Source organism: Odoribacter sp. N54.MGS-14 (assembly GCF_000980295.1).
GTDB lineage: Bacteria > Bacteroidota > Bacteroidia > Bacteroidales > Marinifilaceae > Odoribacter > Odoribacter splanchnicus.
In genome coordinates this window covers 1-19,503 of the sequence record NZ_LARL01000042.1, presented here as the reverse complement: position 1 = coordinate 19,503, position 19,503 = coordinate 1, and the positions used below count along the sequence as shown (strand labels likewise).

At 46.7% G+C, this 19,503-nt stretch carries 16 protein-coding genes and 1 tRNA gene; 5 read left to right on the top strand and 12 right to left on the bottom strand.

What is annotated here, in order from left to right:
* Nucleotides 1-30: 30 nt before the first annotated feature.
* From WS42_RS09435 to WS42_RS09410, 6 genes are all read right to left on the bottom strand, one after another.
* Nucleotides 31-744, bottom strand: a complete 714-nt coding sequence (locus tag WS42_RS09435; RefSeq protein WP_013610675.1) for a LytR/AlgR family response regulator transcription factor — start codon at nucleotides 742-744, stop codon at nucleotides 31-33.
* Nucleotides 745-749: 5 nt separating this feature from the next.
* Nucleotides 750-1,790, bottom strand: a complete 1,041-nt coding sequence (locus WS42_RS09430; RefSeq protein ID WP_013610674.1) for a sensor histidine kinase — start codon at nucleotides 1,788-1,790, stop codon at nucleotides 750-752.
* Between the two features lie 53 nt (nucleotides 1,791-1,843).
* Nucleotides 1,844-3,064: an ABC transporter permease gene (locus WS42_RS09425; protein ID WP_046451019.1), complete on the bottom strand. Its 1,221-nt coding sequence runs from the start codon at nucleotides 3,062-3,064 to the stop codon at nucleotides 1,844-1,846.
* A gap of 15 nt (nucleotides 3,065-3,079) precedes the next feature.
* A complete protein-coding gene (locus WS42_RS09420) occupies nucleotides 3,080-3,820 on the bottom strand; it encodes an ABC transporter ATP-binding protein (RefSeq protein WP_013610672.1) in 741 nt (246 codons plus the stop codon).
* Nucleotides 3,821-4,041: 221 nt separating this feature from the next.
* A complete protein-coding gene (locus WS42_RS09415; protein WP_013610671.1) occupies nucleotides 4,042-5,250 on the bottom strand; it encodes an efflux RND transporter periplasmic adaptor subunit in 1,209 nt (402 codons plus the stop codon).
* A 50-nt stretch (nucleotides 5,251-5,300) separates the two neighbouring features.
* Nucleotides 5,301-6,617 carry a TolC family protein gene (locus WS42_RS09410; RefSeq protein WP_046403517.1) on the bottom strand — a complete coding sequence of 439 codons (1,317 nt, stop codon included), beginning with the start codon at nucleotides 6,615-6,617 and terminating at the stop codon, nucleotides 5,301-5,303.
* 208 nt (nucleotides 6,618-6,825) lie between these two features.
* Here WS42_RS09410 and WS42_RS09405 point away from each other — a divergent pair, with 208 nt between their 5' ends.
* Nucleotides 6,826-7,776, top strand: a complete 951-nt coding sequence (locus WS42_RS09405) for a PCMD domain-containing protein (protein WP_013610669.1) — start codon at nucleotides 6,826-6,828, stop codon at nucleotides 7,774-7,776.
* Between the two features lie 47 nt (nucleotides 7,777-7,823).
* On the opposite strand, the gene lpxB is transcribed toward WS42_RS09405, so the two are convergent.
* Complete coding sequence (gene lpxB / locus WS42_RS09400) at nucleotides 7,824-8,960, bottom strand: lipid-A-disaccharide synthase (protein ID WP_013610668.1); 1,137 nt, start codon at nucleotides 8,958-8,960, stop codon at nucleotides 7,824-7,826.
* A gap of 122 nt (nucleotides 8,961-9,082) precedes the next feature.
* Between lpxB and mtaB the strand changes: the two genes are divergently transcribed.
* The 4 genes from mtaB to WS42_RS09380 all read left to right on the top strand — a co-directional run bounded on the left by mtaB (nucleotide 9,083) and on the right by WS42_RS09380 (nucleotide 13,257).
* A complete protein-coding gene (gene mtaB, locus WS42_RS09395; RefSeq protein ID WP_013610667.1) occupies nucleotides 9,083-10,369 on the top strand; it encodes a tRNA (N(6)-L-threonylcarbamoyladenosine(37)-C(2))-methylthiotransferase MtaB in 1,287 nt (428 codons plus the stop codon).
* A 298-nt stretch (nucleotides 10,370-10,667) separates the two neighbouring features.
* A complete protein-coding gene (locus tag WS42_RS09390) occupies nucleotides 10,668-11,693 on the top strand; it encodes an NAD-dependent epimerase/dehydratase family protein (RefSeq protein ID WP_022159961.1) in 1,026 nt (341 codons plus the stop codon).
* Nucleotides 11,683-13,029, top strand: coding sequence for a Na+/H+ antiporter NhaA (nhaA, locus tag WS42_RS09385; protein ID WP_046451018.1), 1,347 nt, complete (start codon nucleotides 11,683-11,685; stop codon nucleotides 13,027-13,029). The genes WS42_RS09390 and nhaA overlap by 11 nt, the downstream gene beginning before the upstream one ends.
* Before the next feature lie 143 nt (nucleotides 13,030-13,172).
* Nucleotides 13,173-13,257 (top strand) — tRNA-Ser (locus WS42_RS09380).
* A 301-nt stretch (nucleotides 13,258-13,558) separates the two neighbouring features.
* On the opposite strand, the gene msrB is transcribed toward WS42_RS09380, so the two are convergent.
* From msrB to WS42_RS09355, 5 genes are all read right to left on the bottom strand, one after another.
* Nucleotides 13,559-14,650: a peptide-methionine (R)-S-oxide reductase MsrB gene (gene msrB, locus WS42_RS09375; RefSeq protein ID WP_046451022.1), complete on the bottom strand. Its 1,092-nt coding sequence runs from the start codon at nucleotides 14,648-14,650 to the stop codon at nucleotides 13,559-13,561.
* 245 nt (nucleotides 14,651-14,895) lie between these two features.
* Entirely contained in the window at nucleotides 14,896-16,386 is a 1,491-nt protein-coding gene (locus WS42_RS09370) for a tetratricopeptide repeat protein (RefSeq protein WP_046451017.1), read from the bottom strand.
* Between the two features lie 285 nt (nucleotides 16,387-16,671).
* On the bottom strand, nucleotides 16,672-17,535 hold the full coding sequence (locus tag WS42_RS09365) for a nitroreductase family protein (RefSeq protein WP_118107982.1): 864 nt from the start codon (nucleotides 17,533-17,535) through the stop codon (nucleotides 16,672-16,674).
* 186 nt (nucleotides 17,536-17,721) lie between these two features.
* The gene (locus tag WS42_RS09360; protein ID WP_022159646.1) at nucleotides 17,722-18,621 is read right to left on the bottom strand and encodes a DUF4261 domain-containing protein; all 900 of its coding nucleotides are present in this window, start codon (nucleotides 18,619-18,621) and stop codon (nucleotides 17,722-17,724) included.
* Between the two features lie 58 nt (nucleotides 18,622-18,679).
* Nucleotides 18,680-19,405, bottom strand: coding sequence for a DUF169 domain-containing protein (locus WS42_RS09355; RefSeq protein WP_022159647.1), 726 nt, complete (start codon nucleotides 19,403-19,405; stop codon nucleotides 18,680-18,682).
* Nucleotides 19,406-19,503 lie beyond the last annotated feature (98 nt).

Sequence of the window (19,503 nt, the reverse complement as noted above, 5' to 3'; positions counted from 1 at the left end):
ACAAAATTAGCATTTAAACCCTAATTCCGTTCACTTGATCGTCCGCTTATTGAGGAATTCCATAAATTTATCTTTCGAGGAATCTGCTATCGGAATATAAGTCTTTCCGAAAACGATCCGGTTTCGCTCGATGACAGTGATCCGATTCAGATTGACGATAAAAGAACGGTGTACCCGGCAAAAAGAAGCCGGCAACATCTCTTCAAGCGATTTCATACTGATAAGCGAAACGATAGGCGAAGTCACCCCTTCGAGGTATATTTTTACATAATCCTTCAAACCCTCGATATAACAAATTTTAGCCAGTTCGACCTTGACCAGTTTATAATCCGATTTTACAAAAATACAATCCTCTTCCAGACTGTCCCCCTGCGTTTCACGGGTTTTCTCAAACCAATTCAACGCCTTGTTAGCGGCCTTTAAAAATTCAGGATAGCTGACCGGCTTCAATAAATAGTCCAGCGCATCCACCCGGAAACCTTCCAAAGCATACTGTTCGAAGGCGGTTGTAAAGATCACTTTGATCTGTTTATCCAACACCCGGGACAATTCCAACCCATTCAGTTCAGGCATCTGGATATCGAGGAAGATCAGATCCACCGCCTCTTCGCGTAACACCTGCAACACCTCCAAAGCATTCGAGCAACGGGCAACCAATTTCAAAAAAGGTGTCCGCTTGACGTAACTCTCCATCAAATCCAAAGCCAAAGGCTCATCATCGACTATCAAACAATTCAGTTCCATCCGTTTCAACTTCCGATCTTTAATTGAGCGACAAATTTGTTTCCCTCCCGTTCTGTCCGCAAATCATATTTTCCGGGATACAATAAATCCAGTCGCTTTTTTAAATTTTCCAGTCCGATCCCCGATCCGCTCCGGTCGGTTTCTTTCTTGGGAAAATAACTGTTTTCAATGTAACAGCAGATTCCTGAATTTTCCAACCAATTGAAACGGATATGAATAAAAGAAGGCTCCGTGGGACTCACTCCGTGTTTAAAAGCGTTTTCGATCAAAGTGATAAACAACAACGGAGCGACCAGCACACCTTTCCCATCGTCCGGCAAATCGACCTTCAACTCTACATTTCCCGACAACCTCAGACTCATCAACTCGATATAACTCTTCATGAAATTCAATTCATGATCGAGCGATACGAATTTCTGATTGTCTTCATACAGCACATGCCGCAACAGCCGGCTCAGATCATGGACGGCAAACTGGGCCCGGTCAGGATCGATAGCGATCAGGGAATAAATATTATTAAGGGTATTGAACAGGAAATGAGGGTTCAGCTGGCTTTTCAGATTCTGCAATTCCGCTTCGGAACGGGCATTTTCCAATTCTTTTTTTTCTTGCTCGAGGATATACCAGTTTTCGGTCATCCGGATAGCGACACTCAGAGCCGACACCAAAGCCATCATCACTCCATCCCGGATAATAAAAACACTCCGTGGAGGAAAAGGTCTCGAATGCCTCGGTCCCTCATTGACAAAATGAATAAAATAATACTCCTGCCATCCATGTAAACATAAGCTCAGCAACACAAAAAGGAATAAATTGACAATAATAAATACCAATAACCTTTTCCGGAACAACAAGCGATCGATAAAAATAAAATAATTGGCATAAAATACAGTAATAAAAGCGATGGGAACACCGACATACCCCAGAAATTTAACCCAGGTCATCGGATTTCCCTCTTTCCAGGTGAAAAAAAGAGGGAAGCCGAATACCAATCCCCAGCCGATCACCTGGATCAGAAACTTTAAAATTTTATTCTTGTCACTCATATTACAAAGATAAAGATTTATTTGTTTATTTACCGGATCAACCGGTAAATAAACTACTCATACCGGATCGCTTCGATCGGATCGAGATTAGAAGCTTTCTGTGCCGGATACCAACCGAAGAAGATTCCCGTCACCGTACAGACCACAAACGACAGTACAACAGAATACAGCTGCACATATACCGGCCATCCCGCAACCAACTTGACCACCCACGAGGCTCCGATACCGAACACCACACCGATCAATCCACCGGTCACACTGATCAGAATCGCCTCGATCAGGAACTGGGCCAGAATATCCCGCCCCTTCGCTCCGATAGACATTCTCAGTCCGATTTCCCGGGTACGTTCGGTTACCGACACATACATGATGTTCATAATCCCGATACCGCCGACCAGTAAAGAGATCCCCGCAATACACGCCAACAACATCGTCATCATGTCCGTTGTGGAATTCATCATCGAGCTCAGTTCTTGTTGGGAACGGATGTTAAAATCATCGTCATCCGATTCTTTCAGCCTGTGATTCCTGCGCAGGATACTCGCAATCTCCTCTTCTGCCAGTTCGGTCTGATCTTCAGAAAGCGCCGAACAGAATATACTTTGTAAATGGGTGATGGCCAGGATACGTTTCTGGACGGTTGTATAAGGTGCTAAGATAAGATCATCCTGGTCCATCCCCATTGTATTATAACCTTTCGATGTCAGGACTCCGATAATACGGAAAGGTATTTTTCCGAAGCGGATAATTTGCCCCACCGGATTTTCCCCATTGGTAAACAGATTATCCACGATCGTTTTCCCGACGACACAGACTTTCGCCGATCCGAGAATATCCTCCTCCGTAAACATATCCCCTTCCACCAGGGTATATTTACGAATTTCAAGATAATCCGGATTTATCCCATAGATACTGGTCGGATAATTATTGGATCCGTAGATCGCTTGTCCACTGCTACTCACCGATGGCGAACAAGCCGAAACATAACGGGTTTCATCGACAATCGCCTGATAATCGTCCAGTTTCAGACTTTGCATGGCAGCCGGATCTTGCCGTACCCCTCCCCGCATATCCGCACCCGGATGAATCATGATCATATTAGAACCCATCTCCGCGATCTGAGCACGGATACTCCGCTTAGATCCCTGACCGATAGCCAGCATGGTAATCACCGAAGCGACACCGATAATGATCCCCAACATCGTCAGAAATCCCCGCATCTTATTATTTCCCAGGGCCCGCAAAGCAATCCTGAATAAATTCGCAAAATTCATTGTATTTCGATTTAATTAATCCTCATTCTTCGGTAAAGCGGCCAGCGTCTCTTTGGCCGAAGCAATCTTTTCATTCCGGGTATCCTGAATCACCCGCCCATCCTTCAACACGATAGTCCGGCTGCTATACGCCGATAATTCGGGATTATGGGTGACAAAAACAATAGTCCTTCCCCGGGCATACAATTCCTGAAACAACGTCAGAATCTCGAAAGAAGTACGGGTATCCAGGTTTCCCGTAGCCTCATCGGCCAAAATCAATACCGGATCGTTCACCAACGCCCGGGCTATAGCCACCCGTTGCTGCTGTCCTCCGGACATCTGATTCGACTTATGATACAACCGGTCATGTAACCCTACCGAATCGAGCGCTTCTATCGCCCGTCTTTCCCGTTCCTTAGCCGAAACCGCCGGATTATACATCAACGGAAGCTCGACATTCTCGATCGAAGTAGTCTTCGGAAGCAGGTTATAAGACTGGAATACAAAACCGATCTTATGATTCCTCAGCTCCGCCCGCTCATTCTTTCCCATCTGCCGGACCGAATACCCGTCCAGCCAATACTCCCCGGCTGTCGGCGTATCCAGACACCCCAGCACATTCAGTAAAGTAGATTTCCCCGATCCGCTGGTCCCCATGATCGTCACGAATTCTCCCGGCTGAATAGCAAAGGATACCCCCCGCAAAGCATGTACCGTCTCATTTCCTACCAGAAAATCACGCTTGATATCTTTTAATTCAATTATAGCATTCATTGTGTGTGAGTTATTGAGTTACTGAGTTGCTGAGTTATTGAGTTACTGAGTTACTGAGTTGCTGAGTTATTGAGTTACTAAGTTACTAAGTTGCTGAGTTACTAAGTTCCTCTACTTTCTAAATCATCGATTTACCTTCTCCACCAATTTCCCGCAACTCCCCCTTATCTCCTCCTCCCCATCTTTTAGCCTATAGCTTCCAGCCTATAGCCTTTTACATTTTACTTCTTACTCTTCTTATCTTGTCCCGGTGGTTTCGGCATAAAGGGACTGGATTCTGTTTCTCCGGGTTGCGGAGTTCCCATCGCTTTTTTACCGGATTGTTCCATCGCCACGACAATCTCGTCTCCCTCAGCGAGACCACCGGTGATCTCCAGGAGTGAAGTCGTCGCAGTAGCCGTCTGTACTTCTTTTTCTTCCAACGTTTGTCCATTCTTCACCCACACTGTTTTCTGTAAGGCAGAATTATCCACATGGATCGGTTTCAGTACGATTCCATTAGCTTCGGCCAAAGCCTGATCGGGCATAAATTTCAATGCTTTGGGAGGAATAGTCAATACGTTATTCTTCTCCAGTGTATAAATCGACACGGTAGCCGTCAAGCCCGGTTTCAGTTTCAGATCCGGATTAGGTGCACTGATCACCACTTCGTAGGTCACCACATTCGATTCCACGGTAGCCTCCAGCCGTACCTGAGTCACAACCCCTTCGAACGCATCGTTCCGGTAGGCATCTACGGTAAAGGTAACCCGCTGTCCTTCGCGTATTTCGCCGATATCAGCCTCATCCACGTCTGCAATCACCTGCATCTCCGTCAAATCTTTAGCAATGGTAAACAAAGTCGGAGTTTCGAATCCGGCAGCCACCGTCTGTCCTTCTTCCACTTCCCTACTGATAACGACACCATCTATCGGACTGGTAATCACGGCATATCCCAAATTTCTTCTCACCTTTACAATATCGGCTTTCGACTTTTCGTAGGTACTTTTAGCCTTTTCATAATTATACGTCGCCTCTTCATAATCGCTGTCGCTGATCAGTTGCTTTTCGAACAGCACTTTACTGCGGGCATAATTTTTTTGCTGATACTCGTATTCTGCTTTGGCATTCGCCAACTGAGCCTCCTGCGATTCCAGTTCTGCCTGTAAGGTCACCTTATCCATCTCGGCAATCAGCTGCCCTTTTTTCACAACACTATTGTAGTCGACATAGATACGGTCGATGATACCCGAAACCTGCGTACCGACATCCACCTTGGTCACCGGCTCTACCGTCCCTGTTGCCACTACGACATCCGTCATCGAATTACGGGTCACTTTTTCAGTCTGAAAACTGATTTTCCCTTTTGAAGAAGTACCCATAAAGAAATATCCGCACAAGGCCAGAACTACGATAGCTCCCCCGATCGTTATTAATTTCCCTTTTTTCATATATTCTTTTTTATATTGTCATACAATCACTTGGTTCTCACATACCTCTATCATTGGATACTGATCTCTATACCCTGATAGAAATTCAACAATTGCTGATTCAGGATCGCCATATATTTGGCTTGTATCAACTCGAGCTGGGCAGCCAGCAAGTTGTTTTTCTCCGTCATCAATTCTACCGTATTTTTTGCTTTCAGGAAAAACTGTTCCTGAGTAAGCTCGAAAGACAATTCTGTAGCGGTCAGATTCTCCCGGGCCGAACGGAAACGGTTCTGCGCCGATACCGCATCCTGATAAACCGTCTCTACCGATTTCAGTAATTCTTTCTGTACGTTCTCATAATTGAGTTGGGCATTCTCGATATTCAGTTTAGCCAGATTGACCGCCGTCTTGGTCGAACGTTTATTAAAAATCGGTATATTCAGCGTCAAACCGATATTTTCACTCCAATTGTGTTTCGTCTGTGTCCCGAACCCCGTGCCGATACCCGAAGCATGACTGGTTCCTAAACCGGCAGACAAGGTAACATTAGGTAAATATCCCGCCCACGCTTTCTCCTTCTCCAGATTCGCTACCCGGATATTCAATTGGTTGTATTTCACTTCCGGCATGATTCCCAGCGAAGTCAGGTAAACACTCTCTTTAGACGGTAAAACGACCAACACGCTTTCATCTGTCAATTGCGGAATAGCCAGTTCCATCTGGTCGTTCACCCCTAATTCGAGCAATTGTTTCAATTCCAGCTGAGCGTTTGCGAGCGTTGTCCGGGCTACAACCAACTGATATTTATCGGTGGCATACTGAGCTTCCAGCTGAGCGAGATCGGCTTTCGATAATGCTCCTGCCTCCAATAAAGCTTTGCCACGATCCCGCTGGGCTTTGGAAACTTCTACCGTCCCTTCGTTAATTTTCACCGCTTCGTCAGCATACAATACCTGGACAAATGCTTGGGTAATCGCCAGTTCGATGTTATTTTCAGATTCCTTGATCGTCAACCCCTGCACCTCATTTTGCAGGTCCATCTGTTGTACGTTCTTCCGGATTTTTCCTCCTTCGAACAGAGATACGGAAGAATTCAGGTTATAACTTCCGGAATACGAATTTTTATCACCGGCTTCGGGACGGGGACGGTTCACATAATTGTGAGCCGTTGTAAAAGAAAGAGAAGGCAGCCGGTCCGCTTTAGCCTGCTTCGTATTTTCTAAACTTTCTTCCCATGCGATCCGACTTTGCCGAATCTGAATATTATGTGCCCGGGCATAATTAATGCAGGATTTCAAATCCCACACAGCCGGTTTTTCCTGAGCCATCACCGGGGCGGACAACACGACCAGTCCCAGGACTATCCCTTTCCAATATGCATTCATAATGTATCTTTTAAGTTCATTTTCACGTTACAAATGTATTTTCTGTTCTCCCCCCCTACAATTTAAATATATACATTCCCCCTTTTTCACGACGAATCCCCCGATTCACCCGATAATTATTTTAGCATTTACATATTTTCACATTAATATTGGCATCTTTTTTGTTAGCAAAGGGGCAATACATCTATTTCAATTAAAATCTGTTACTATGAAACCGATATACAGCCTGTTTATTATGCTATCCTTTGCCGGACAGTTGCGTGCACAAAACGATACCACCGAATTATTTCCTTACGGAGATATGAATCAGTGGATGGTACGGGTAGTCGACGAATCCCTTGTTATCGGAGGAAATACAAAATATCTGTATGAGATCACACCGGGCGATACGCTGAAAAACAACACCCCTTATAAGAATAGTATATCTCCGTGGGCTACGTCGACCGTCATGGCTAAAGTCAGCGGAGTGGTGAAAGCCAGTGTAACCGTATTCCCGGAGAAAAGGGATTCCGGTTATTGTGCCCGGCTCGAAACCCGTATGGAACGCGTCAAAGTGCTTGGATTGATCAATATATCGGTATTAGCCACCGGAACGATATTTGTCGGTGAAGTGATGGAACCCGTGCGGGACACTAAAAATCCGCAAAGCAAACTCAATAACAATATTCCTTTCACGAAACGACCGAAAGCCCTGGAATTCGATTATAAAGTAGAGCCGGGCGGGAAACAGATCAAAGCGACAGGTTTCAGCCGTATCGTCGATATCCCGGAACAGAATAATGCCGAAGCCAGCCTATTGCTGCAATACCGCTGGGAAGACGAAAAAGGGAATCTGTTTGCCAAACGCGTCGGCACAGCCTACGAACGTTATGACCAGGAAGTAAAAGAATGGCAAAACGGCCATCGGATAGAAATCCATTACGGAGATATTACCGGAAAGGATTTTTACCAGCCTTATATGGACCTGGTAAAAGGTGAATCGACACAATATGCCGCCAATAGCCAGGGGAAGATCGTCCCCATCCAGGAGATCGGCTGGGCCTCTCCCGACACTACTCCCACCCACATTATCCTCCGTTTCTCCTCCGGCCATGGCGGAGCCTACATCGGTGCCCCGGACGCCAAATTCTGGATCGATAATGTAAAACTGGTTTACTAAAATATCAAAAGCACATAATAACTACAAAGTTATATTAAAACCCGGCTTTAACCGATTAAATTCTTAGCATCCCGTACCATCATTTTAGCAAACCGGGCCGAAGCTCCGGGTTGCCCTAAACGGCGGATCACCTCATCGTAATTCCGGAGCATTTTCTCCCGGTCACGTTCGCTGTACAGGATACGGGAGAGCTCGTTGAGGATATTTCTTTCGGTCAGCCGGTGCATCATCAGCTCTTTGACGACTTCCCCACCGAAAATCAGGTTGACTAACGAAATATAGTCTACTTTAACGAAGGTCTTGAACAAATAATAACTCAACCTACCTCCTTCGCCATTGTAACAAACCACTTGGGGAATACGCAGTAAAGCCGTTTCCAGGGTCGCCGTACCCGAGGTAACCAGAGCCGCTTTCGCCTGACTCAACAAACGATAAGTCTGCCCATACAAAATACGGACCTCCCGTCCCTTCAGGTAAGGAGCATAATCGGCATCCGACATCGAAGGAGCCCCGGCGATCACAAACTGATAATCGGGGAAATGATCCACCATCCGAAGCATTGCCGGCAGCACATAACGCAGCTCCTGGCTCCGGCTGCCGGCCAGTAAAGCGATGATCGGTTTATCCGGTAAATCGTTCGCTTTTATAAACCCGGCAAAAGTCTCCTCCCGGTAAGGCCGGGCATCGATCGCATCCACCAGCGGATTACCTCCGTATTCCACCGTATAATGATAGCGCCCGTAAAAATCCGTTTCAAAAGGAAAAATCGTATACATCCGGTCGACATACCGCTTGATCTTTTTCACGCGCCCGGTATTCCAGGCCCACAACTTCGGCGAAATGTAATAAAATACTTTCAAACCGATCCCTTTGGCAAACCGGGCAATACGCAGGTTGAAACCGGCATAATCCACCAGGATCACCACGTCCGGCTTCCAACTCCGGATATCCTCACAACACAAGCGGATATTGGCCTTGATCTTACCGAGATTCTTCAATACGGTCAGAAATCCCATGATAGCCGTATCTTTGTAATGCCGGACGATCTCCGCTCCTGCCTCACGCATCAGGTCCCCGCCCCAACCCCGGATGTCGGCTTCCGGATCTTCAGCCCGTAACCCCCGGATTAAATTCGACGCATGCAAATCGCCCGATGCTTCCCCTGCTATAATATAATAACGCATAAAAGGTAAAGGTTAAAAGTAAAAAATAAAAACTCAACAGTACTGTACAAAGATAGCAAATTACAAGCCAAATCATTACTTTTGCAAGCGATTATAGAAATTTAATAGCAGTCGGTACAAATATGAATATTGCAGGGAAGAAAGTCGCTTATATCACCTTGGGTTGTAAACTGAACTTTTCAGAAACGTCTACCATCAGGCACAGCCTTGAAAAAGAAGGCACTGAAACCGTAGCCGATAAAGAAGGCGCCGATATCTTTGTGATCAATACCTGTAGCGTGACCGATATGGCCGAAAAAAAAGGCCGGCAGTTGATCCGTAAAATTATTCACCACAACCCGGGCGCCTATATCGTAGTTGTCGGATGTTATGCCCAGCTCAGAGCGAAAGAAATCATGGCTATCGACGGAGTGAGCCTGGTATTAGGGGCCGGAGAAAAATTCAATGTCGCCCACTACCTGCAACACCTCGAAGAACAGGAAAAGCAAGAACCTCACTCGTGTGATATTTTCAAAATCAGCAATTTCGACCTGGCCTACTCTTTCGGCGACCGTACCCGTTGTTTCCTGAAAATCCAGGACGGTTGCGACTATTTCTGTACTTATTGCACCATTCCTTTTGCCCGCGGAAGAAGCCGGAGTGCCAGTCTGCCGCGGATCCTCGACGCTCTCCGCGAGGTGGCCGGCAAAGGGATCCAGGAAGTGATACTCACCGGTGTCAATACCGGCGATTTCGGCCGGGGCACGGATATGAATTTCTTACAACTATTGCAACAACTCGACCGCCAGGAAGAGATTGCCAGGTTCAGGATTTCTTCTATCGAGCCCAACCTGCTGACCGACGAAATCATTGAATTTGTAGCAACCTCCAAGCGCTTCATGCCCCATTTCCATATCCCCTTGCAATCGGGTAGCGACGAAGTGTTGAAGCTCATGCACCGGCGTTATGACCGGGAATTATTCGCCGGTAAGATCCGCACCATCCGCCACCTGCTACCGGATGCTTTTATCGGCGTCGATGTCATAGCCGGCATGCGGGGTGAAACCGAAGCCTGTTTCGAAGACGCCCTCCGGTTCATCGAGACGCTCGACATTTCACGGCTTCACGTATTCCCTTATTCCGAACGCCAGGGAACCAAAGCGCTGGATATCCCCCTGACCGTTCCTCAGGAAGAAAAACACCGGCGGGTAAACCGGCTGATTTCCGTATCACAAAAAAAATTAACCGCTTTCTATCACCGGTTCGAAGGGGAAACCCGTCCTGTATTGTTCGAAGACAACAAAATCGGACAGTATATCTGCGGATTCACAGACAATTATATCAAAGTAAAACTCCCCTACGATGCCGGATTAGCCAACCGGATTATTCCCATCCGGCTAGAAAAAGGGCTCTTTTGTGAAGACGAATAAACAACTCATAATAAAGTGATTAACCCCATACACAAAAGGCACATACTTATTGTGTCTAATTAACAATATTTAATTTGAAGCGTTCACAATTAGTATTACCTTTGTGTAAGAATCAATTTCATAGTTTGTTTCTGTTTAGGGTTAGTAATTTAAGTCGTCAATTCATGGCGACTTAATTTTTTTATTTCATCCGATATACCTATTTTTGTTATAAATACTTTTTAACTTTGTATCAAAAATATAAACATCGATTGTTAAGTAATCAGCAATTTACTTTTTAATTAAAGCAACGAACCTAATGCAAGTTTTAATTACCGGAAGTGCCGGATTTATCGGTTACCACCTCGCAAAAGCTCTTGCCCGGCAAGGCATAGCCACTTATGGCATCGACTCGATAAACAGTTATTACGACGTATCCCTGAAAAAAGCCCGTTTAAAAGCATGCGGAATCGATCTTTCCCGTCAAGAACAGGAATACCGCTCTACCCTTTACCCCAATTATACGTTCAGGCAAATGGACCTCTGTGACAAACCTGCCCTCGACGCACTTTTCGCTTCCCGGGCCTTCGATACGGTAATCAACCTGGCTGCACAAGCCGGAGTACGTTATAGCCTCGAACATCCGGAGACCTACATCGACAGCAATGTGTCGGGTTTTCTGCATATATTGGAAGGCTGCCGCCACCATCATATTCCCCGTCTGATTTTCGCTTCTTCGTCATCGGTATATGGCAATTCGACCGAAGTACCGTTCCGCGAAGATGCGCGGGCCGATCATCCGGTCAGTATCTACGCCGCCACCAAAAAGAGTAACGAACTGATGGCCTATACCTACTCCCGGCTCTACGGCCTCCAGACTGTCGGACTACGCTTTTTCACCGTTTATGGTCCCTGGGGACGCCCGGACATGGCACCGATGCTTTTCGGCCGATCTATCCTGGAAGATAAACCGATCCGGATATTCAACGAGGGACGTTTATCCCGGGATTTCACATATATCGACGATATTATCGCCGGGATCGTCACAATACTCGACCACCCGGGCTTAGTGCGGGAAGATGTCCCGGGAGTACCGGCCGTCATCTATAACATCGGTCACGGTTCTCCGGTTCAGCTCATGGATTTTATCGGACTCCTGGAACAACATCTGGGTAAAACCGCCCGGAAAGAATTCGTCGGCATGCAACCCGGAGATGTGTATCAGACCTGGGCAGACACCACCAAACTCCATACCGATTATAATTACAGGGCCACCACCTCACTCGGGAAAGGAATCGAACAGTTTGCCCTCTGGTTCAAAAAAATGAAAACTTATGGATTATAATATATTCAAATCGCCCCTACGTCACTTTATCAAAGCAAAGATAAACGGTGGGGCCGTCTTGCTTTTCGTTGCCGCAGCCGCAATGATCATAGCTAATACACCCTTACGCGAAACCTACGATGCCTTTTTTGCCAAAGAGGTCATTTTGCAATTCGGAGACATCAACCTCTTTCACGTCCACGGAAGGAATATGACCTTCATGTCCCTGATCAACGATGCGCTGATGGCAATCTTCTTCTTCTCCGTCGGTCTGGAAATCAAACGGGAGATCCTGGTCGGCGAACTCTCTTCACCCCGCAAAGCTTTACTTCCGGTTGTCGCAGCTTGCGGAGGAATGCTCGTCCCCATCCTCATCTTTTCCCTGATTTGCCCCGAAAGCCCTGCCAGCCGGGGAGCCGCCATCCCGATGGCCACGGATATCGCTTTCTCATTGGGAGTATTATCCTTACTAGGGAAACGCATCCCCCTGAGCCTGAAAATCTTCCTGACCACTTTCGCCGTAGTAGACGATATCGGTGGCATCATTGTCATCGGAGCCTTTTACAGCAGTAATCTGATCCTGGAATACTTGCTTTGGGCATTAGGGATTATTTTCATTCTGTGGATAGGCGGTAAAGCCGGAATCAACAGCAAGCTGTTTTATATCTTCTTCGGCATCGTCGTGTGGTACTTATTCCTGAATTCGGGGATTCATCCGACCATCGCCGGTGTCATCGTAGCCTTCACCGTCCCGGCACGTCCCAAGCTGAACATCTACAAATATGTCGGAGAAATCCGGGCCAGCTTGCAAAAGCTTCCCGAAACCGCCGACATGGCCAATAATAAATACATGCTGAGCAACTCGGAACGCGCTATCCTCCGTCATGTCGAATCGGTCTCCGACAAAGTGATCAGTCCCTTGCAATCGATGGACGATAACCTGCATCCCCTGGTCAACTACGTGGTGATGCCTCTCTTTGCCTTCGCCAACGCCAGCATCTCTTTCGAACATTTCACCCTGGCCGACATCGAAGGAGTGACACTCAGCGTATTCATCGCCCTCGTCCTGGGCAAACTGCTCGGCATCTTCTCATTTACATGGCTGGCCGTGAAAAGCAAATTACTGAACATGCCGGAACACATGGATGCCCGTAGCCTTCTCGGTGTATCCATGTTGGGCGGAATCGGCTTCACCGTCTCCCTGTTTATCGCCAACCTCTCCTATGCCGGGCTCCCCGACATCGGTCCTACCCTGCTCAACCAAGCCAAATTAGGTATCATCAGCGGTTCCGTATTCGCCGGTCTCGCCGGTTACCTGTTGCTAAAACATTTCTATAAAAATCCCCGGAACCGATAAATCTATCGGTTCCGATAAAATTTTGTATATCAATCTATTAAAACAAAACAACTAAATCACAACGATCACCCAATGACCAATTACAAAAAAACTCTTATTATTTTGTTTTTTTTCAAAATTCATTCTATCTTCGCATCCGCATTGGAGAGGTGGCAGAGTGGTCGATCGCGGCGGTCTTGAAAACCGTTGACTGTCACAGGTCCGGGGGTTCGAATCCCTCTCTCTCCGCTGAAAATCAAAGAGTTAGCTAAAACTGACTCTTTTTTATTTGTGGCAAATTGAAGGGGAAAAGGTATTTTGAGGTAAAATCTGGGCTCGCCCGGATAGTGTACCCCAAAGTGTGTAAATCCCAGTAATTTTTATTTTTGTAATGACGAATTTCAAAAATGAATTATTATGGAATTTACACAGGAACAAATCTCGGAAATAATTCTCCGGTTGAAACTCTCCGATTTTCAGTCCTTAGCAATCATGGCTTGTAAACGCCTGTTGTACAGAAGTAAATTTACACACTTAGGGAAATACGATCTTATTTTTTGTCCAACAAGGGTAAATATGCCCCATACCCCTGGGCTTCCATGTCCTCTTTGGGAATAAAACGCAGAGAAGCGCTGTTGATACAATAGCGTAATCCGCCCCGGTCTTTCGGACCGTCGTTAAACACATGTCCGAGATGAGCATCACCAGTCTTGCTGCGTACTTCAGTCCGGCGCATACCATGGGAAGTGTCGGTCTTTTCATCGATCAGCCCCTGGTCGATAGGTTTGGAAAAACTCGGCCATCCGCAACCCGAATCGAACTTATCGGCCGATATAAAAAGCGGTTCACCCGTTGTGATATCTACATAAATCCCTTCCCGGTATTCGTTCCAATAAGCATTTTGAAAGGGCGGTTCCGTGGCATTTTTCCGGGTAACGGCATATTGTTCGGGGGATAATGTTTTTTTCAGGGTCGCATCGTCCTGACGGCGGTAAACCGTCTGCGGGGGTTTCATCCCTTCACCGGCCGGCCGGAGATTAGCCTGACGGGCAAGCCCGAACAGAGCCGGATCGATATGACAATATCCACCGGGATTCTTGTCCAGATAATCCTGGTGATAACCTTCGGCCGGATAAAAATTGTCCAAAGGTTTTACTTCTATCGCCAAAGGACGATCGTATCGTTTCGACAGTTCGTCCACGGCCCGGACAATCACCTCACGGTCAGCAGGGTCCGTATAATAAATCCCGGTACGGTATTGGGTTCCGCGATCGTTGCCTTGTTTATTCAGGCTAGTGGGGTCTATGGTTTTAAAATAAAGGCCGAGCAACAGAGGTAATCCCACTTCGGCCGGATCGTAAACCACCTTCACAGCCTCGGCAGCCCCGGTCCGTCCGCTACATACCTGCCGGTAATCCGGATCGGCAAGGGTACTGTTTGCATAACCGACCTGAGTGGCTTCCACTCCCCGGATCTGTTTCATAAAATGCTCTGTTCCCCAAAAGCATCCCCCTGCCAGATAAATTTCTTTCTGATTTTCCATAGTCGTCAATTCCTGTGTTTTACCCTTACCTGCCTTACTCTGACCTGTACATCCGAAAGCTGCAAATAAGGCTAGACAAATCATCATCGTATTCTTCATCATCTTCCTTTCCCCAAGGGTTAATAACCGATAATATATCGTAACCGCCCCCCACAAAGTTTCAAAAACATATTAAAACTCCTCCTTTTACCTCCGAATCCTTCTTCTATTTTCCCCAGGACTTCGAAACAGGCCTTGTCTAAAGGTTTGCACCGGATACCGGAATCCCCATCGGCACGACAATCCGCAAATTCTACGATACGGCGGACCGATTCGCCGGGGACAACGGGATCTCCGGCATAGGATCAACCGACATTTGCCAGGGCTACCAAACGACTCTCCGGCCGAAATTCGGCCAAATAGAAAGGATAGGAATATTGCCCCAGCAGACTGCTTGCCTGCTCCATAAAAGCAGGGGCATCGTAAAGCAGCAAATCGATGTATAAATTATCGCGCCCCATAGTTCCTCCCAATAAGATTCCGATCTCACGGCCGGATCCCTTTTTACCGAGTACTTCTGCCGTCAACCGGTCTTCGATCTCATAGCGGAGTTTCAACATCCCGGAACGATCGGCTTCTCCCACCGGCATCACCAAAAATACCGCCTTGCTCCCGCATGCAGCCAACTTATCGGCATTCTCCGTCTCCCCATTGAAATAATCCTGCAGAAGATCGGAAAAACAGGTGGTCCCGATGACCATATCATAACGTAAATCCTTAACGGTATCGAATTCCATTCTATAAACACTATAACGCTCGTCAGGACGGGTAAGAATCTCTTTTTTAGCTTCTTCGAGCGCTACGGTCATACAAGCTTCCAGCCTGGTAAGGGGAAACATGCCTGCTTCCATCCCATCCGCCTTGTCGACATTACCGATATAGATATGCGACAGCGCCTCACCGATCGTCAGCTCCATCATGATATAAAAAGCATTGTAACAAGAATTATCGTCGAGAGAACAAAGTTGTTCATCATAAAAACGGATATCGAAATAATTCTGGTCTTCCTTATATTTCAATCCTACCATCACCTCATCCAACTGCACGTCTTTACCGTACATCTGAAATCCGAAACTCTCCCCATGAGTGCCCTGCATACAAGGAAAGAAATGCCATTTTCCGCGGAACTGCTCCGGCATCTGCTCCACCAACCAGGGCAACAGATAAAAGAGATAGTTCTTCCCTTCGATGGTAAAGGTAAATTCATAATCACCACCGAGATTAAAATTCAGCTCGCCGGAGATCAGCTGTACTCCTCCGGAAATAAAATCCACCATTTTATCCACGTCCTCCTCTCCCCGTTTTTCAATCATAGCAGCCAACCGGGGTTCATTGTCCGTAAACCATTGCCAGAATTCAGCCGTACGCTGCCGGAAGGTCTTGCCCCCGGTCATCGCTTCAGGGGCCGTCAGACGGGCATTCAGTTTCTTTACTTTTCCCCCGGGTGTCAGCTCTTCGTCACACCATCCCAAAAACATACGGGCATCCTGATCGTCAGGGGTGAGCCGCAATACCTGTTCGAACCTTTCTTTAGCCTGCCCGAACCGATCACTATAGTAATATGCATACCCCAGACGGTAATGCCACAAGGGATCGTGCTGCCCTTCCGCTTCCACGGTCAATAACACTTCAGCAGCCGTCTCGTAATCTTCCAGGTTGTTCAAAGCCCTGGCCAATTGCCCGGTCAAATCGTAATCACGTTCTTCTTCAGGAAGAGCCAGTATGGCATCTACTATTTTCTGAAATTCATCGTCTTCGTGCCACCGGGCCAATTGCTTCAAAAATTTTTTATCCATATCGTTCCGTGTATCATGCCAAAACAGTCGGAAATATCGAATCACCCCGGCAAAAGTTTTACAGGAAATTCGGCCGCCACAACTCTTCAGCTTGTTTTTAATATTTTGTATAACCAGCACCTATCCTGCCGTCCCAGATAAACACTTGTCGATAAATATAAAAAACAAATCTGAAAAATCGCAGGCTTCACTACAATTTATTGCACGACCTCCCGGGACCACCGTGATTTTATAAAATATGGAGTAATTTATTTGAAACTATTCGATAGGATACAAAAGTTGCAGCTATAATCTATTTACTTTCAAATCCTTCCGGTCTATATAATTTTTATAACGGAAAGCGGGCATTCCCAAAGCCATTCCGGCATATATTTTTCCATCGATCCCCAATTTCTTTTCCAATGTCCCTTTTTTATCCTGCTCTATGGCCGAGCAGACAAATCCGGTATAAAACTGGCTTACTCCCAGACACTCAGCCATCAGCGAGGCATTCTGATAAGCCAGATTGGCATCCTGATAACCGAAACGGCTGGTCCGGGGAGCATGGATGAACACAACCGCTTTGGCTTTTCGCAGGATGAGATCGTTTCCTTTGGTATCCTCCCGCAACAAGCGTTCGAATACAGGGATATACCGGAAAGCATCGGGCATAAGCCATTTTACCAAAGGAGTCAATAAAGGATTCTGCATCTTTTTGAGTGCATTTTTGAATACTCCTAAAGTAAATCCGGTGATTTCCCGTAACCGGACCGGATCGGTAACTACTGTAAAACCGATCTGCTGGGCATTGCTTGCGGTAGGAGCACGGTGAGCAGCCTCCAGGATCTGTTGTAGCAACTCTTCGGGGACAGACTGAGCGGTGAAGGCCCGGTTGGAGCGCCTGGCTTTACACAACAGCATCATCTGAGCAGGTACCGGGTAATCGGAGTAATCGAATTCGTGTACCTTCCCGGCAGGAAATCCGGAATGTTCTACTGCACCGGTAGGGCAAACGGCCACACAGTGTCCGCATACGATACAATTTTGCCATTCTTTCACTTCCACTTCCCCGGCAGCCTTTGCTTGCTGCAGAATCATCGAAGGACAAACCCTGACGCATTTGCCACAACGGATACATTTTTCCTGATCGATTTTTAATGTCAATTCCATCACGTGTTATTTATAAAGTTTAGCCCCCTGCCGAACTATCACAGTTTTTGACATACGGGACAATAGTATACCGTACCGCCGAGATATGTTTCGCGGATAATCTCATGTAGCCTGCCGGCCGATAATGGTAGATTCGGGTATTTCTATCATGGAGTTCGGATTAGGATAATGAAACCGATCCCCGGTTTACTCCGGACGATTGCCGGAAGCATATTCTCCGGGGCAGATATCCATCACTTCCCGTTCGGGTTGCAGCAAAGCCTTCTCATAGCGACAAGGCCAGTGTACTTCGGCACTCAATTGCCCGTCTTTGAGTCCACCGATGGTCTCCCCCGGTTTTACGGGAGCATCGTGCCCGAAGAGATAGCCGACGGCACGATAAGCATGATCTACCACATCGTTGGGATCGAGGCCGTGGAAATGATATTGTACATCGGGTAAACCGACAGCATATAGCCCTAAGGAATCTACCATCATATCCTCCGTACCCTGGATATTGAAAAAACGGATATTCACTCCAAAATACAGAAAACGGTCATCTCCCCGGTACGGATTATTCAGCAACTGTTGCCGGGTAAGCAGTTTACCGCTAGCCGGGATCCATACTCCCACACAATCATCGAATAGCTCCAAAGCAATTTCCAGCCAGCGGGCGAGCATACGGCAACGAAGCTTGTATTCCAATCCGGCAGCCAGGAAATCGGAAAGCATCAGTTTATACTTACAACTGTCCAGCAATTTTTCCCCATCCGGACAATCCCACAACTGGGAACGTTGCATCCGGTCGACAGAAGCCGGATCGAAAGGTGTGAAATCGGCCATCAATACCTGAGCCGGAATAACCTTTTTATCTTTTTTGTATTCTACCGGAAAATCAGCGATGGCAAAAGTGGCCAACGAATGATCGACATCCGCTACCAGATCGACCTGCCCGAATTCTTTCTGCAACCTACCGAGGATTTTTTTCCCTTCCGGCCGTTTCCCCTTTTCCCGAAATAACAAATGCATTTGATACAATGCCTGAAATGTTCCTTTTTCCTCCAGGTTTTGCCGGAGTACTTCCTGCCCGTTATCCGATGTTCCCATAATGATGTGCTTGATATTTCCGCCAAAGATATAAAATCTGTCCGGTCTTTTTCATCCTTTATTCCGCATTCTTCACCCGGTTTATCCGTTCCCTTACTTTTGCCCAGGCCGGTGTACCGAAGAGGCAGCTTTCACGCATCGTGTCGTACATTACCCTAAACCGTGACATAGGAATGGTAAAGCTCAGGATATCCGCTTCAAACCAAGGCCGTACCGAAGGATCGAAGAACCCCAGAAAAGTTCGTTTCCCTCCCATCCGGTTTTCCAGAACGGCCTGGGTCACGACAGAACAACAACCCGATCCGAACATAGCCATTACCGTATCCGGACTATTATTATCGAAATAAGCCCAGGTAGTCAAACCCGACAATATATCCGGTGTAGCTAAAAACAAGATGCCTTCCAAGCCGTCGAAATGCTCTACCCGATCGATCCGGGCAAAATGCAAATATTTTTTCTCTGCGCGGGGAATCCCCAACTCATCGACAAATTCCTTTACCATTCCGGGAGTTTTCTTGTATTTCTCCTTTAACGACACAAAACCCGGAACATGTTCGGGCATCGGAGCAAATCCGGTATAAAACTTTCCTCCCCCACATCCGATGACTTCCGCATTCAAACTAATCGTATTGCCGGCACGAACCTCTTGCATACCTTTAAAAAAACACCCGCCGATCTTTTCGGTATGCCCGGTCTCTTCGTCGGAATACCAAAATACAACCGGCAGTCCGGCCGCTTCGCCGAAAGCTTCCCGATAATTTTCTATAAACTTTTCAATTTCCATTTTTGCCGTTTTATTGTTTATGAGGAGTTCTATAAATTAAAATATTGTAGTACAGTTGTTTATATGGTTCCAAGAGCGTAAATTTGCAGAAAATAAGA

What these genes read in the sequence shown, in the direction of transcription:
- WS42_RS09435 (WP_013610675.1), bottom strand. Translation starts at nt 744, where the DNA reads ATGGAACTGAATTGTTTGATAGTCGATGATGAGCCTTTGGCTTTGGAT.
- WS42_RS09430 (WP_013610674.1), bottom strand. Translation starts at nt 1,790, where the DNA reads ATGAGTGACAAGAATAAAATTTTAAAGTTTCTGATCCAGGTGATCGGC.
- WS42_RS09425 (WP_046451019.1), bottom strand. Translation starts at nt 3,064, where the DNA reads ATGAATTTTGCGAATTTATTCAGGATTGCTTTGCGGGCCCTGGGAAAT.
- WS42_RS09420 (WP_013610672.1), bottom strand. Translation starts at nt 3,820, where the DNA reads ATGAATGCTATAATTGAATTAAAAGATATCAAGCGTGATTTTCTGGTA.
- WS42_RS09415 (WP_013610671.1), bottom strand. Translation starts at nt 5,250, where the DNA reads ATGAAAAAAGGGAAATTAATAACGATCGGGGGAGCTATCGTAGTTCTG.
- WS42_RS09410 (WP_046403517.1), bottom strand. Translation starts at nt 6,617, where the DNA reads ATGAATGCATATTGGAAAGGGATAGTCCTGGGACTGGTCGTGTTGTCC.
- WS42_RS09405 (WP_013610669.1), top strand. Translation starts at nt 6,826, where the DNA reads ATGAAACCGATATACAGCCTGTTTATTATGCTATCCTTTGCCGGACAG.
- lpxB (WP_013610668.1), bottom strand. Translation starts at nt 8,960, where the DNA reads ATGCGTTATTATATTATAGCAGGGGAAGCATCGGGCGATTTGCATGCG.
- mtaB (WP_013610667.1), top strand. Translation starts at nt 9,083, where the DNA reads ATGAATATTGCAGGGAAGAAAGTCGCTTATATCACCTTGGGTTGTAAA.
- WS42_RS09390 (WP_022159961.1), top strand. Translation starts at nt 10,668, where the DNA reads ATGCAAGTTTTAATTACCGGAAGTGCCGGATTTATCGGTTACCACCTC.
- nhaA (WP_046451018.1), top strand. Translation starts at nt 11,683, where the DNA reads ATGGATTATAATATATTCAAATCGCCCCTACGTCACTTTATCAAAGCA.
- msrB (WP_046451022.1), bottom strand. Translation starts at nt 14,650, where the DNA reads ATGAAGAATACGATGATGATTTGTCTAGCCTTATTTGCAGCTTTCGGA.
- WS42_RS09370 (WP_046451017.1), bottom strand. Translation starts at nt 16,386, where the DNA reads ATGGATAAAAAATTTTTGAAGCAATTGGCCCGGTGGCACGAAGACGAT.
- WS42_RS09365 (WP_118107982.1), bottom strand. Translation starts at nt 17,535, where the DNA reads ATGGAATTGACATTAAAAATCGATCAGGAAAAATGTATCCGTTGTGGC.
- WS42_RS09360 (WP_022159646.1), bottom strand. Translation starts at nt 18,621, where the DNA reads ATGGGAACATCGGATAACGGGCAGGAAGTACTCCGGCAAAACCTGGAG.
- WS42_RS09355 (WP_022159647.1), bottom strand. Translation starts at nt 19,405, where the DNA reads ATGGAAATTGAAAAGTTTATAGAAAATTATCGGGAAGCTTTCGGCGAA.